The organism is Bacteroides sp. 4_1_36, assembly GCF_003466325.1.
Classification (GTDB): Bacteria; Bacteroidota; Bacteroidia; order Bacteroidales; family Bacteroidaceae; genus Bacteroides; species Bacteroides uniformis.
Genome location: NZ_QSOX01000020.1, coordinates 18,977 through 34,800, shown reverse-complemented (window position 1 = coordinate 34,800; position 15,824 = coordinate 18,977). Strand labels below are relative to the sequence as shown.

Genomic DNA, 15,824 nt, shown 5'->3' with positions numbered 1-15,824 from the left:
AAAATTATCCTTGACCGCCTGTGGTGCCGCCGGAGTGCTGGCTGACCGGATTGTTTGAATATTCTTCCTGATGTCCCGTGTAGCTTTTCAGCTCTACTTTTACGTCTTTGCTCTGGTTGCCTACCACTACTTTAAAGGTATATGTCTTCACGCGTACCATGCGCTTGCTGCCATACAGCAGTACATGGTTGCCACTGACACTTGCAGTCAGCTTTTGTTCAATTTCATAAGAACCGTTCGTACCTCCCTCTTCAGTTTCAATGTAGTTGTTGATGTATGTGGCCAGTGCATCGGATGCTCCTGCAGCTTTCAGCGCTTCAGCCGGAGAAACGGTATAGTCCCATCCGTTCTTGATTTTAAGGGTCAGGATGATGTTTTCCAGCGCATCGTAATCTCTGTTCTCAATCTTGATTACCTCGGCTTTTCCATTCACTTCGTTGTAGCCGTCTGCTACACTGGCGGCAGCTTGTTTGGTAAATTTCACTCTAGGTGAATATTTGCCGGCTATCTTCTCGCCTTGCGGAATGGTAATGATGTAATTGTTATTGTTGAATCCTACGGTTTTAGCAGCGGCTCTGGTTGCAGGCGCCTCGCTGGATTCCACTTCCATGTTTTCCGGATCAAAATAGCCCAGGTTGGCATCAGTCGACGGATTGGGAATGGCAATGATGATATCTTCCTTGGCAACAGCGTCAGCCGGCTCTGTCTTGATGGCTACGTTATTTACAGAAGCCTTTGATGCTTCCGGTTGTGTGGAAGTTGCCGGATTGGCCTCACGTGCCTCTTCAAACACGACGGCTGCAATCTTGGTGTTTTCTTCCGTACCTCCGGTGGGTATGTTGATGGTGGCGGCATTCTCCTTTTCCGGATTTTCTATTTTCGGAGCCTCAATGGTGCTTCCGTCAGCCTCCTGCATTTCGCCGAATTCTATGGTTGTTGACATTTTTACATTTACCACCATCAGGCTGTGGTTGGCTGTTCCGTCTGTAAATTCTGCTGTGGCCTCGTAGTCATCATGTCCTTCAGCTGTTACGGTGAGCGTGTAGATGCCGGTTTTGTTCACAGTCAGTGAGTATACGCCTTTTGCATCGGTTGTGGCAGAGTATTCGCCGCTTTTTACGGTGGCTCCTGCCAATGGACCGTTGGCATCGGTAATGGTACCTGCAATGTAGTAGGCTGTTTGACTTCTTAGCGGGTCTTCCACTTCTTCATACTTCTTGTCGTCATCGTGGCAAGATGTAAGGACTGTTGTGCTGAAGGTCATTGCAAACATCAATGCACCTCCTAAAAATAAACTTTTCTTTTTCATAATTTTCGTCATTTGATAAAACTAATCTGTTTAAATTATACTTATTTCGATTTTTCTTTTTGCAGTTCCTTTATAAGGAAATAGCGTATATAGTCCGGCTGGTAGAAGTTGCTGCTTCGGTTTTCGTTAGGGCGTGTACTGTAACTTTTTCCCAGTTGTTTTTCTATGTACTCTCCATCTGCCACCATGCCGTATGCCCATGCAAAGTAGTCAGCCGGTTTTACTCTGAAGAATCCTTTTCTACTCCATTTTTTTCCCGGCAGGGGGATGGCAAAATGAAATCCTCCGTTTATCTCTCCGTCTGTACAAAGGGCATACAAGCCGATGGCATACTCTCCGAAGTGCCGCGTACAGTCTCCTCTCACTCCATAATCACCGTAAATATATCTTCCTGCTTTCAAGTCGAACTGCAAGTTGAGGCGTGGTTCGTAGTACGAAGCATTCAGTGAGGCATTGATACGCTGTTTTCTGCCTATATACCAGCCGTCTTCCCGGGTGATGGCGGAGAAACCGGTGGAGCCTGCCGTTCCGCCCAGTTCCCAGCGTCCGTTGTTGGTGCGGTATTTTATTTCCAGTTGTGCACCATATCTGTTGTTGGTGAAGTTACCCACCGTCATTTTCCCGAAGATGTTGTGCCTGAAGCGTACATCCTGCGATAGAGCTATGATTCCCGGTCTTATCCGTTTCATCTCTCCACTCAGATTGGTGGCTACGGGCAGTATCACTTGTGCGGTCATTTTCCCACCTTTCCATAGAGCCATTTCCACTGCCGGATTCAGGTTGATGGCATATGTATACAGTTCGTCAAACGTATTGTTCTCCAAAAACAAATCGGGGTATATCACCAAATCCACCTTCCAGGCAGACGGCACTTCTTCCTGACCGGCATTTTTCAATGCCTTCATGGCAGGATCCGTATCTACTGTAATCCCCATTTGCTGATATACTTGTGTCAGGCTAATTTCTCCGTTTCTGTATGCTGCCGTCAGTGTATCCGGCAGATTGATGCAAAGCCTGGGAATCCGGTTTTCCAGTACCACCAATTGCAAATCGCCCTTTGTCTCGCTTCCCAAGCAGGCATCTATGGCTTTGCCCACTCCGGTGTAGGTACTTCTATATACGTTGTTCTCAAAACTTACAGTGGTTACCCCTGGGGTCTGTGCACATTGTATATTTTCCATTCCGATGGCTTTCAGGCTCTCTGTCACTTGAGCATCTGCCATTGCAGAAATGCCACAGAACCATACTGCCAGTATCCACTTCAAACTGTTTTTTCTCTTGTTTTTCATCCTATTCTCCAATCCCTAATCCCTCTCTTAGTGCAACAACCTGCATTCATACCGTATTCCTCCCGATATGCTGTTGAATTCTCTGGTAAACACATGGATGGAGAAATGCTTCCATAATCTGGCGGCGGCTCCCACATTGAAACCTTCCGAATCATATTCGGCCATGACAGTCATTTCCCGGCAGAAAGTAGGAGAGTAGCTGATACCTCCGAAAGGACCGTCCTTTATGCTGTGATCATTCAGTGGGATGTAGTAGCCTGCTGTCACAGCAAGACGGTCACCTTGGGCAATGGAGAAGCCTTTGGTAAGAGCGCCGTAGACAGTGGCAAAATAGTTTGTTCCGGTATTTTTGAAGGGGTCGTCTACACCTATTACTAGACTTGGCCGGTATTTCCCTTCTTTCAATGGTCGTATACGTGCAGTCATCGACCGGTCTTGCTGGAAATATCCTCTTTTCCCGTCATATCGTCTGGTTTTCAATAATGTGCACCGATAACTTAATTCCACAAACGAGAGGAAGGTCATATTCACGAAATAATTTCCGGTATTGAAGTTGAACGGTGTCATGCCGTCCGGCAGATAATTACCACCTCCCATAAAGGTGCCGGCTTCCTGCATGTCTGCTGTGGGGATATTCAGTTGCCCGGTATTCCCCATGGAGTATTGCGCTTGTGCTTTGAGGACACAGCACAATAGGCAACAGACCATAAGTCCTTGTCTAAATTTCATACTAATTTTTGATTTTGGAGCGTTGTTGTCTGAAGAGTTTAAAGTACGCTACGCTACTGCCTGCCACATGGGGGAAGAGGTTCGTGGTGGCGTATAGATTACAAAACGTGGCAAAGTTACGTCAAATATATCTGATATACAAGAAAAATGGGGGAAAATTATATATCCTATACTAGTAGTAATATTCTTTGCTTTGTTATTTTATATAATGGACTAATCAAGGATAATGAAGTAAGACTTTTTTGTTGAAGTGTAATGTTATAGCAGCATTTTATGGATAATATGATAGCATCTCATATAAGTGTCCAATCATAAACTGTTTTCCAAAATAGTGATACTCTACTCTGAAAATGAGTATATAAAAACTAGCCATAATAAGAAAGGGGGATATGATGGAGATTTGGTATAGTTCATTGTAAAGTTGGAAAATTTATTTTAGACTAATAATTACAGAGTAGTTACTTCTTTATATAATTAATAAGATTATTTATTAGAGTATTGGATGCTTCTAAACCAAGCTGATGAATGCATTTTAAGTCTTTTTTTAATAGATATTCTTTTAGTTCTTCTTTATTGTTAGCTACATAGGCATATCCAAGTTCTTTCATTTTTTTGGATGTAGCCAATTGGTGTTCGTTTCGGTGTTCACCTAAGGCTGCTATACGTGGAAATACGATAATTGGTTTTCCTTTTGTCATTGCTGAAATTATAGTTCCCATACCGGCATGAGCTACTATTAAACGAGCATCATGACATAATTTATCAAATTCATCAGGTGCCAAAAAATCAATCGTTTTAATATTTTTAGGTTGATATCTTCCTTTGTATGTTTGCGCAATAATGAGTTCGTTTGACATAGGAGCGATCTCATCGAGGATTTTAATAAAGCGATCAAAAGGGGCTTGTGTGCCTATAGTGGCAAAAATCATAATTTATAATTTAGAAGTTTAACCAAAGATATTTCCTGCAAAAATGACCTTATTTCCTGCCAAGCTTGGCCATTGGGTGTAGATACGTGAAGCAAATTTAGATGCGATTCTTCCACTGAATGAAATATGTTCAACATTAGCTATACTATCTATCCATACTGTACGTATACCGCAAATTTTTGCCGCAAACAGACACACTAATCCAGGGGCTGCTCCTGTTGTTATTACTATAGAAGGCTTTTCTTTGCAAATAATGTAAATAGAATGTAAAAGCTCAGGAAACATCTTATAAAAATCCCAGCGGCTAAAGTCGTTCATTGAGTAATAGACTCTTCCTTCAACCATAGTTGCACATTTTTCATGAGTAGACATATATACTACATCAAATTCTTTCTCTAATGCCTTAGCAATGCGTAGTAATTGCACCCAGTGGCCCCCGATGGAAGCCACAGCGAACACTTTTAATTTTTTTCTCATTTTTGAAGTCTATTTTTCTCCAATTCGAGTATATGAATACCCTAATTCTTCCAATTCTGTTCGATTCCAAATGTTACGACCATCTACAATGATACGCCCGGGCATTATCTTTGAAATTACATTCCATGTGGGTAAGCGGAATTGACGCCATTCAGTCATGAGTAAAAGTGCATCCGCACCATCCGCACAATCATATAGGTTTTCTGTATAAATTACTGTCTCACCAATTCGACGTTTACATTCCGGCATTGCAATAGGGTCGAATACACGAATCTTTGCACCATCCTTCAATAGTTTATCAATAACGACCAGAGCCGGAGCTTCACGCATATCGTCCGTTTCGGGCTTGAAGGCTAAACCGAGCACAGCAATAGTTTTATCTTTTACGTTACCTATCAATGAGATTAGCTTATCATAAACAATAGATTTCTGTTTCTCATTGACGTGCTCCACGGCTTCAATTATTTCCATATGATAACCATTGTCAATGCCTGTATGTATAAGTGCTTTTACATCCTTGGGAAAACAAGACCCCCCATAGCCGCAACCTGCATACAAAAACTTCTGGCCGATACGGGTGTCTGCACCGATACCTTTGCGCACATGGTCTACGTTTGCTCCTACACGTTCACAAAGGTTGGCTATATCGTTCATGAAACTGATGCGAGTAGCTAACATCGCATTGGCGGCATATTTGGTCATTTCTGCAGAAGGAATATCCATAAATATTACACGGAAGTTATTGATTAAGAAAGGTTGATACAATTTTGTCATTACTTCTTTTGCTTTCTCACTTTCAGTACCAACTACCACACGGTCAGGGCTCATGAAATCTTTGATGGCAGCACCTTCTTTTAGGAATTCGGGATTGGAAGCCACATCGAAAGGTATGGCCACACCTCGTTTATCCAGCTCTGCCTGAATTGCAGCTTTCACTTTCTTGGCAGTACCGACAGGTACTGTGGATTTTGTTACTAAAATAGTGTATTTGTTGATGTTTTGGCCGAATTGTTTGGCTACGGCCAATACATATTTCAAATCAGCAGAACCATCTTCATCGGGAGGTGTACCTACCGCAGAAAATACTACCTCTACATTATCGAGCACAGATGGTAAATCGGTAGTGAACATCAATCGGCCATATTCTACATTTCGTTTCACCAGTTCTTCCAGGCCTGGCTCATAAATTGGCATTTCTCCATTATTCAGTTTGCTAATTTTGTTTGCGTCTACATCCACGCAAGTTACAGTGGCTCCCATTTCTGCGAAACAAGTACCTGACACCAGACCTACGTAGCCTGTGCCAACAATTGCAATATTCATATTCTTACTTTGTCTTTTTGATTAAACCTGATAAATTAACAGCTTTTCCCATACGTAACAATTCCTCATCTGTAAAGAAACTCATATGGCAAGCATTACATGTAAATGTCATCTCTCCAAAATATACTTTGTCGTTAGACTCATATAAATCTACTCTTACAAGTGGAAAATCTTCCGCTAATTTCTCCGCATATGTTATCATTTCATCCAAATGTTTAGGTTTGGGCACTACTGAACCATTTCGATAATGTTCTGGAATAAGATCCTTTCGTATAGTCCAATTGGGTAGTTCATAGTAATTATAATCTGTAGTATGCTTCTTAATATTTCTGTTCGTGCAGCACATACAGCTATATGCCTTACCATTCATGCACCATATCTTGTAATCGATTAAAGAAGATGATAATTTGGGGTCTTGTTCGAGTAGTTCCTCTATTACAATGCATCTTCTTATTTTTGTATAATGCATTTCTCCTGTTAGGTATCCGTATGGCTCAGCTATCCATGATTTGAGCTCTATTTTTGTTTTCGGTATATCTAATAAGGTTTTGTCTTTTACAATTTTTACTGTACCAAATCCGTTGTTGGACTTAATGACGAACTTGTTAGGCAAAGAGTTAAAGTCAATGTCGTCAACGTCTTCATAATGACCATATAATTTGACCAATAACTCACCACATCCTTTTTTTTCTAAAAACTCTCTTACTTTATATTTGTCAGCGAGATTTGTCCATTCTGAAGTGTCAGAATTGAAAAGTAGCCACATCATTTTTTCATTAATATCTTGTGGGTTATTAAGATTAGGCCACTTTTTAAACTTTCTATAGTATAGAAGTTTGCATGTAAAAGTATCTGGTAATAGTTTTGTATGTACCAATACTTTACATATCTTGTTAAGTTGCTTCGTTATCATAAATGTTTGTTTTTATTGTAATTCTAAAAAGATATGTTTATGCAAGGATTCATTTTTTTATTTTATAATCTATAGGTATTCAGAATGTACTGTAATCTCAAAATTTGCAGGATTCAATTTTCTTCAATATATAGATGTGCTGATTCAGCCAAAAGATAAGATTGTGAACTACACTTTTTAAATAGTTATTATGCTCATAATATTTCTATTTTAGACAATAACATTTGAGTTATCACATTATTCACATCGTATTTTTCGGCTTCCTTTTGGCACTCTATCGCCATTTCCGACAAATTATATTGGCCATTTATACACTCTTCCATCATATCTGCTAATGCGGTGGTATTATGTATAGGTACAAAAAGTGCCGTTTTTCCTTCTTTCAAAAATTGACGATTGTGTGCCCATTCAGAAGCAATGATAGGAACTCCCGAAATGAAAGCATCTATGAAAATGCCTGCAAAGCCTTCTCCTTTCCAGTAGGTTGGAAATAGCATCATATCGTATGTGGAAAGCGTATCATATCCCTTACTCTCACGCAAATTCAAGAAACCTTTATAGTTCACATTTGCTAAAGTGGTTAGTTTGCTATTAAAGACATTCTCATAACTTTCCGCTACTTCTCCATAAAAGTCTATTTCGTATTTGTCCGTGAGTCCTTTCTTATTTAATGTGTTAGCGCATTCTATGATATAGTCACATCCTTTCTCTGGCATGATTCGAGATAAAAAAACGAACCGAAGTTTATTATGTCTTTTCTCTACTTGTGGCATATATGGGATGGGCTTGAAATTGGGAACTTGTATTACATTTTTTACACCAGCTTTTGTTAGCTGTTCGACCATTATATTACTCTCAACCAAGGTCCAATTCATGTATCCTATAACTTTGCTGTCAAAAGTGCCATTTTGAACTTTATCTCCAAGACTTCCGCCGATGACCCAGTGAATAGTGTGTTGTTTCCAACTCACTGTCTTCATCACTTTCATCATTGGATAGACATTTTGTGTTGAGGTACAAAATATTAAAGATGCATTACGATGAAAAAGAAGGGCATATAATAATTTAACCAATACCCATGGATGGCTTCTCCATTTATAGAAATCCATTACAAGACATTTAATACCATTCTCTTCCAATTTATTTATCATTAATTGATTTTTCATAGTCTCACCACATACAGCAGGATGCTTGTGATTAACCCAGCCTATTATAATAGCTTCTTTCATTGAACATGATATTTTGAATGATTACTTAGCAATTTTCCAAGAATCATTTTCACAGACTCTATACTTTATTATTTTTGCAGGAACACCGGCAACAATAGAATGACTTGGCACATCTTTTACAACAACAGCATTAGCCCCGATTATTACATCATTGCCAATGAATATAGGGCCTAAAACTTTTGCACCTGCACCAACCCACACATTATTTCCTATTGTTGGTGCTCCACCATCATTCCATCCTATAGTGACTTGTTGGTTTACAATGCAATTAGTCCCCATTTTTGTACAATAAATTATAGTACTGAATCCATGCATAAAACGTAGTCCTCCTCCTATTTCGGATTTGGAACTAATATATAGATTTATATGCATGCATGTTGGGTGCACAAGATATCGTAGAAATTTGATTTTTGTATATTTAAGTCGATAATCAACTAAAGCTCTGAATTCTGCAAATTTCAAGAAAAACATAATGAATGTCGATAAATTCATTGGTTTGTTTTTCCATTTACACCATATGTTAAAATCTTCTGCTAATTTTGAAGGTAAACACATTTCATTTATTTATTAATTTGGATAGAACATCTATATAGCCATGCCCGAATTTTAAGTCGGGTTCCATATAATTTCCTTCTCCCCATTCATTCCAGCTTTGAAGAAAAAGAATCTTATGTTCATAGTCTTTATCTTTGATTAAGTTTAAAGCCTTTTCTACCATCTTTCCAAATAATTGTGGTGTTGAATTATGCCATATGTTATTTGTATTCTTCCATGCGCGAGGACTGCGGTCAAAATTGGGTATAATGGTGGGATATACATCTTCTCTTTTGTCATCCTTTACATAATAGTGCTCGATAATTTTTGAGTAATTTATTCTAAGCACATAATTAATATGTAGCTTCTTCTGTAAAAAGCGTTTTAAATAATATATTAATGGAGACTCTGACTTTACTTGAGCGCCATTGGTACCTCGCGAATTTACTGCATCGAAACCTAACGAACGTATGTGATCGTAGAAATATTTTGATGTGTTGTTTTTGTCAGAGAATATATTGACTACTTTCCCTTCTGCATTGTGCATCCTGAAATTTTCAGTTATGCCAACAAAATGGAAGCCGTTTAAACCTTCTTTTTGGGCTAAACTATTCCATAATTCTTTGAAATGTGAGAAGTCTACAAAATCTTGTGGCGCAAATACAACGAAAAGTAGTTTACTATCAACCTTTATATATCGTTTATCCTTAAATGCTTTTAGATATTTGTAAAAATGATTGATGTGGTCCTCGTCGCCAGGGTATGTCATTTGAGCAATAACTGTTTGCTTAAACTTTGTTTTTGAAGATGTCCACGTTCTGGTAGACCATGTATGGTTGGCCCAGCCTAAGCAGAAAGGAAAATCTGGGTTGCCACTTTCAACAACGTCATTGAAAGGTCTTTCTAAAAGTTCTTTTCCTTCTCCAAACCAATAGTGCCAATAACAGAAGCCTTCTATTCCTGCTTCCCTTGCCAGTTCTGCTTGTTGTTCTCGAATTTCAGGTATACGTAAATCGTAGTAGCCTAAATCAGCAGGAACTCGAGGTTGATAATGTCCTTTAAACAATGGTTTTGCCTTTCCAACATTCGTCCATTCTGTGAATCCTTTTCCCCAATATTTATTATTCTCTTCTATTGGATGAAATTGTGGTAAATAAAACGCTATTACGCGAGCTGATTTATTGTTCATTTTATTGTTTTTATATGTGGATATATTAGCATAATTAGTTTCTTTTTCTGTCATTGTATGGATACAATGGAATTCTGTTTTTTCTGCTATTAATACCTAACGGTGAATTGATGAGGTATAGTATGATTAAGCCACATAGTAAATCTAAACTGGCACTATAAACTTTGTAAGTATAGCATGTAAAACCGGTAATACAAAGCATACCCCATACATAAAGCCAATATAAGTGGTTGGATGATACTATCCTTTTTCTATAGATTCTCCTAATAAGTATAAATGAAATAGTGAGAATAAATGGGATGGTAAGAAAACCAAAATCAGAAAAGATATCTCCTATAAATGTATAAAAAATGCTGGGCGAGATACCGGTTTTGGCTCCCCAGTAATTACGTCTCTTAAACAAATCGACAAATGTGTCGAGGCCGATAGCATCTTTAAAGAAAGCAAAACAATTATCACCTTCTGTATAGGCTTTAGTATGCCACATGTATTCATTGAAATTTAAAGTGCCTTCTCCTGCGTATAATGAAATCCAACCCAATATTGAAACTGATTGAGCTCCCTCGTTTGTGCTATACCTTGCTATCGTCATAATCGCAAAAAGTAAAATAAAAGATGAAAAGATTATAAGAGAAAACACTTTAATTTTTCTCAAAATTTCTCTATCTTGTATATAATTGCGTAATAAGAAAAATGATAATACGGCATTTAATGAAGTAAAAACCACAGCAGAACGTCCAGAAAGTGATAGTGTATAAAGAACTGGGTTTATACATCCTATTATTAGAGCAGTCAATTTGTATTTGTTTATATTTCTTGTGCTAATATATAAGAAAAGTAGAAACATTGAACAATATTGAAACTTGAGATTAATTGAATTACAGATTTTTCCTATTGGAGAATACCAATTAATTACTTTTGTTTTATCTAAATCACCAGACATTTTCTCGGCATAAATATCTGCTAATTGACTTGAATTGTCAAAATTATAAGTATTCAATATATGGATGAAATTCTCTATAAAGGGAAGAATAGATATGATACAAAAAAAAGTAATTACTTTTTCAAATATCATTTTATTCTTGATTTCAATGACTGTTGTTTTATCATTAAAACAATTAAATGGTATACAAGAAATAGCAAGGCACAGAACGAAAAATATATAGGGCATTAATGTAATATTGTTGTATTTTTGTGACTCGATATAAAAAATCACAGAGAAAATTGACGAAAATGTCCATACTGAAAGGATGTAGCAAAAAGAGGCCTTACATTTGAATAAGAATACTGATACAAGGAATATAATTATGCACAGTATTGAATACAGAATTACGAGTTGCATTTTGATATAACATTAAAAGCAGTGTTGAAACAAGATTTTGCTATTTGATGAGCTGCTTTTGCATATTTTTTCAGTTCATCTTTGGAAGGCTGTTCACTTATTATAAGGTGTTCGAATTCTTTATAGTCAAAGTTTAGAATGGCTTCTTTTGAGTTAAAATCCAAAGAACGGCGTTTGATTTCTAAAATATCCAATGTTCCTGCTATTTTATGCTCATAATTCAATGCAATTACAGGAATCAAATTGTTTATACCAAAAATGATAGAATGATAGCGGGCTCCTATAATCATTTGGGCACTTCGGATAATCGATTGTTGAATGTCAGAACTATAGGTATCGGATAAGACGATTATTCGTGATGAATATTTCGACAGATGCTGAAGTCTTTTAAAATATTCATAATCGCTCTTGTTGGATAGATATAATTGAGGCAGCATAACGATATTATAATCTGTTTTACATGCAATTATCTCTATCATTTTCAGATAGCTTTTGTCAATTGATTCTTGAGTCATATTACAAAAGGTCGGATGCCATGTCAATTGATTAGGTACAAAGACTACGTATGGCTTAGAGCTTACCTTGGATTTTACACTATCAGGTGCCTTGACATTGGGGACATCCAAAAAAGCAGAATCAATTGCTTTAATATAAGAAATAGACAGCGTATCAGCAAGATCCATGCTTTTCGCATCACGCAAAGATAGGAAATCTACATTTTTTAGAACAGTTTGTGCTTTTGAACAAAAAAACTTCTGAAGTATATTTTGAGGATTGAAAGGTCCAATAGAGCGTGAATAATAAATTATTGGTTTTGCTAAGTAGTTACAAAGTTTCATAATATAAAGATGCGACCAATTATAGAAGCCGCCTAAGCAAATGCCACCGGGTGCACAGATAACAATGTCAGATTCTTTAATATAGTTTGCTAAGACTCTATTCGAACGAATTAGAAAACTCACAATCATAAGATTGCTGCAAATTGAAAAAATACGTGATTTACGATAACCTATATCCGTATTAATATTGATATAAGTATTATTGGGGTTATCGACACGTATTTGCTCTATTGTACCTTCTTTTATATTTTCAAGTACTATTGTTATCAGTGCATTGGGAATACTATTGTTTATAGTACGAATTAAGCTACGGTGTGCAGCTTCGTCCCCTCTATTATAAACTGGTTGATTTAAAAGTAGAATTTTCATTTTTTTGCTTACCTATTAAAAATGGAACATATGTATTTATTATTTTTGAAAATCCTAATAATATAAATGACTGTACAATACATATAATGAATGCTGACAAGTATTGGCAATCATAAATACTATTTATGTGTCTAAACAAAAGCATGGTTAATGCCAAGGCTTTTCCATTAAATGCAAAAAATACTAATGAATTTCTTCCTATTTTCTCCAGAAAACTTAAAGGAAATAAATTGGAAATTATGTATATTGTAAACATTCCCAAAAGAGACAATATGATGAAAAAAGCAGGGGAAGAATAATAATTATAAGCAAAATGAAACTCCATATCTAAATTCAATTGCATAACTAATGCTATAAAGATGTAACATAGTAGTATGGCAATTCCAATAGCACTATTAGAATATGTTTTTATTTTATATCTTGAAGTTAATTCTTTGAAAACATTTCCAGAAATGAAGAAAGATAAAGCAAATAGTGCGATATCACAGTAATACGGCATCATTTGCGAGTCTGTATTTTTTATAAGATAGACCGATGGCAATAACGCAATTGCGGTTAATATCTTATATTTTAAGTTTTTCATATAAACATGATACAATAATATATAATATAACTGGACTGCTATTAAACAAGAGACAAACCACAAATCATATCCATATAGAATCCTTAATGTACGGTGTGCTACCAATTCAAAATTTCCATTAAGTACAGATTCCCAGTTATCTTTTCCAATGAAAAGAATAAGGAAACATAATAGAAAATATGGAATAATCAATGTTCTTGTCAATTTGAAAATATCTTCCTTAAACGTACGACATCTATATAAATAGCCGGAAAGGAAAAAAAACATTGTTAGAAAAAACGGTGTATATACCATCTGTATATATGGGTGGTGTAGTTTGCAATGTGCTAACAAAACACAAAAAACGCATATGCCTTTTGCATTATCAATCCATCTGATTCTTTCTTTCATTAATTCTGTTGTGATATGAGAATTTTGTTTACTGATAATCTTGTTTATTTGTCACAGTCACTTCAAAAAATAGCCCTCAAATAGATTTCTTATTTTATTGTGAAAATATAGCATTCCGCATCTTAATATTAGAAATCGATACCAATTGTTTTGACAAATAGCTCTAAATAGTTTTGTCTTATGAGGATTGGCGTTGTATTTAGCTTTTCTATCTATGGTTCCTTTCTGGGAGGCTATGACTTGTTTAAAATCAATTTTTGATAAAAATATATAGGTGTCATCACGACATTGTGCCAAATATGCTTCTCCAATCATAGAAAAACAAGTGACTAAAGTCTTTCCTATAGTTTCAGTTTTTATACAATCTTGTAGCCAAGGGTCAGCAAGGGCGATATCGCAATTTTTGTTCAATGTATCTTTGCACATAAAGCATTTCGGTCTAATGAATAAACGTGAATGAAAAATCTCAGTCCATATAGATTTATTATTGGGTATTTCTATCTTTTTAGAATTGTTTGTTTCTATTTGAATGCTGCTTGGCCATCCGTTGCCTCTGTATTGCAGTTTTTTGATATTGTTTATGTCAATGCCTTTTTTCCGCAATAGATATGTTGTTGCTTCAATTGTTTGCTGTGAAGAGCATGTAAGCCCTATAATTATTACTTTATGGTTCTTCTTTTCTACTATATTTCGTATGCCCCTTGATTGGCAAGGTAAACAAAAGCATGCAAAATCACCTTTTATCTCATTTATATGCTTTTTAATAAAATCTATTAAGTCTATCTCTTGATATATAGATCCGCTTATTTCATAGTCGTCATAAGAATGGATTATTAAAGGAGAATATCTTAATGTTTGATTGTTGAACTTAAAAGAAATGGCAGACTGTATAATGTCTTTATCGAACAACCATTTTAAAAATGCACTGCCAACACCTCCGGATGTGGCACTGTAGCGAACTTGAGCGTCTGCTGAATAACCTAAATATGACTTCATTCTGTTATTTAAAATTTAGTCGAAACAAATATTTCCAGCCAAAAACAACTGAATAGAGTTGAATCTTAAAAACATTGTAATAAGGCGGAATCAGAATGTTAGCTAAACACCCACTAAAAATGAGCGTAATTATAGTAACATAAGCAGCCCCAATAGTTCCATATTTAGGTATAAGTATGTAATTCAAGCCAATACAAATAAAGCAACCTAACATATTTCTGATGAAAGCCCACTTCTGCAACCCTTCCATTATTATTATTTGGCCTGCCGATGATGATAATGCCATCCCAATTGTTTTCCAAGCTAATATCTGAAGGATTGGAACAGCTAATGAATACTTTTCTCCGAATGTCAAATAAATTAGCCAATGCGAGCAAACTGAAGTGAATAATGCAAGTAGGATTGAAATCCAAACTGTTATGCTTACAAAAGCTTTTTTCTTGTTTTCGTATTCCTCCTTTGTGCCGGTTTCTCTTACTTTAACAAGGAGTGGAGTTATTGTTTGGGTTAGGACAGTTGGAAGAAATAGAGTCAAATCAAGAAATTTGCCGGCTGTTGCAAAATATCCAACGGATTCATTATCTATCATATTGCCTATCATTACTTGGTCTATCTTTTGGTATATTACTACTGCTGCACCTGAAAGGACTAAAGGGAAAGATTGTTTTAAGAAATAGGGTACTATTGATTTGTCATATTTCCATAACGATATGTTCCCTATTGTTTTTTTGTATGACAAGCAATAACCACTTGCAACGAGGAAGGTATCAAACAATGTAGCAATGATAAAGTATTCTAAAGGGGCTTTTATAAGAAGGAGAACTATTTTTATAGATGCCCCTATGATGGTTCTTGCTATTTCGGATTTTACAACATATTCGTTTTTGACAATAGATGTGAAATAATTCCGGACTAAATTGAAACAATTCGAGTACAAGGTCAACGAATAACAAATAATCATTAATGCCGTAAAACGATCTGCTTCAAATATCATTAGTGTTACCAGAATTACTAAAAATGCCATGGTAGAACATACAATTCTAATGCGTAGGCAAGTCCCTAATATAATATTTTTGTTTTCAGGCTTACGGGATAATTCTCTAATTTCGATGTTGTCTAGGCCAAAGGTAGACAAGACACTGAATATTGATACATAGCTAATAACATAATTCATTAGGCCATATTGTTCTGGCCCTAAATATCTTGCTACAAGAATACCTACCAATAGAGTCCCTGCCATGTTTACAATTTTACCACCCATGGCCCAAGCTACATTGGATAATATTTTTATTGTATTACCTCCGATATTTTGCTTGATTTTCTTAAATCTGACAAATGGATTCATTGTATTTGCTTTCGATTTTTCTAATCCTTTTTCTTGTTT

At 36.2% G+C, this 15,824-nt stretch carries 15 protein-coding genes; all 15 read right to left on the bottom strand.

Annotated elements, in window-relative coordinates; genetic code table 11:
- Positions 1-4: 4 nt before the first annotated feature.
- A complete protein-coding gene (locus DXD65_RS16455; protein WP_005836104.1) occupies positions 5-1,309 on the bottom strand; it encodes a carboxypeptidase-like regulatory domain-containing protein in 1,305 nt (434 codons plus the stop codon).
- Between the two features lie 41 nt (positions 1,310-1,350).
- Positions 1,351-2,598, bottom strand: a complete 1,248-nt coding sequence (locus DXD65_RS16450) for a YjbH domain-containing protein (RefSeq protein ID WP_117703625.1) — start codon at positions 2,596-2,598, stop codon at positions 1,351-1,353.
- A 27-nt stretch (positions 2,599-2,625) separates the two neighbouring features.
- Positions 2,626-3,327, bottom strand: a complete 702-nt coding sequence (locus DXD65_RS16445; protein WP_181979440.1) for a YjbH domain-containing protein — start codon at positions 3,325-3,327, stop codon at positions 2,626-2,628.
- Positions 3,328-3,785: 458 nt separating this feature from the next.
- A complete protein-coding gene (locus tag DXD65_RS16440; RefSeq protein ID WP_087332644.1) occupies positions 3,786-4,256 on the bottom strand; it encodes a glycosyltransferase in 471 nt (156 codons plus the stop codon).
- Positions 4,257-4,274: 18 nt separating this feature from the next.
- Positions 4,275-4,733, bottom strand: a complete 459-nt coding sequence (locus tag DXD65_RS16435; protein WP_087332643.1) for an oligosaccharide biosynthesis protein Alg14 — start codon at positions 4,731-4,733, stop codon at positions 4,275-4,277.
- Between the two features lie 9 nt (positions 4,734-4,742).
- A complete protein-coding gene (locus DXD65_RS16430; protein ID WP_117704058.1) occupies positions 4,743-6,056 on the bottom strand; it encodes a UDP-glucose dehydrogenase family protein in 1,314 nt (437 codons plus the stop codon).
- Positions 6,057-6,060: 4 nt separating this feature from the next.
- The gene (locus DXD65_RS16425) at positions 6,061-6,969 is read right to left on the bottom strand and encodes an ATP-grasp fold amidoligase family protein (protein ID WP_117704057.1); all 909 of its coding nucleotides are present in this window, start codon (positions 6,967-6,969) and stop codon (positions 6,061-6,063) included.
- A gap of 194 nt (positions 6,970-7,163) precedes the next feature.
- On the bottom strand, positions 7,164-8,198 hold the full coding sequence (locus tag DXD65_RS16420; RefSeq protein ID WP_087332640.1) for a glycosyltransferase: 1,035 nt from the start codon (positions 8,196-8,198) through the stop codon (positions 7,164-7,166).
- A 21-nt stretch (positions 8,199-8,219) separates the two neighbouring features.
- Positions 8,220-8,690: a serine O-acetyltransferase gene (locus tag DXD65_RS16415; protein WP_162612929.1), complete on the bottom strand. Its 471-nt coding sequence runs from the start codon at positions 8,688-8,690 to the stop codon at positions 8,220-8,222.
- 64 nt (positions 8,691-8,754) lie between these two features.
- On the bottom strand, positions 8,755-9,921 hold the full coding sequence (locus DXD65_RS16410) for a glycoside hydrolase family 99-like domain-containing protein (RefSeq protein WP_117704063.1): 1,167 nt from the start codon (positions 9,919-9,921) through the stop codon (positions 8,755-8,757).
- Between the two features lie 34 nt (positions 9,922-9,955).
- Positions 9,956-11,263, bottom strand: coding sequence for an O-antigen polymerase (locus DXD65_RS16405; RefSeq protein ID WP_117887801.1), 1,308 nt, complete (start codon positions 11,261-11,263; stop codon positions 9,956-9,958).
- Positions 11,251-12,471, bottom strand: coding sequence for a polysaccharide pyruvyl transferase family protein (locus DXD65_RS16400; protein ID WP_087332637.1), 1,221 nt, complete (start codon positions 12,469-12,471; stop codon positions 11,251-11,253). Before DXD65_RS16400 ends, DXD65_RS16405 begins: the two co-directional genes overlap by 13 nt.
- Entirely contained in the window at positions 12,437-13,444 is a 1,008-nt protein-coding gene (locus tag DXD65_RS16395; RefSeq protein WP_087332636.1) for an acyltransferase family protein, read from the bottom strand. The genes DXD65_RS16400 and DXD65_RS16395 overlap by 35 nt, the downstream gene beginning before the upstream one ends.
- A 57-nt stretch (positions 13,445-13,501) precedes the next feature.
- Complete coding sequence (locus DXD65_RS16390; RefSeq protein WP_117704055.1) at positions 13,502-14,440, bottom strand: Coenzyme F420 hydrogenase/dehydrogenase, beta subunit C-terminal domain; 939 nt, start codon at positions 14,438-14,440, stop codon at positions 13,502-13,504.
- Positions 14,441-14,444: 4 nt separating this feature from the next.
- Positions 14,445-15,785 (bottom strand): flippase, encoded by a 1,341-nt coding sequence (locus tag DXD65_RS16385; RefSeq protein WP_117704054.1) that lies wholly within the window; start codon positions 15,783-15,785, stop codon positions 14,445-14,447.
- Between the last annotated feature and the right edge of the window lie 39 nt (positions 15,786-15,824).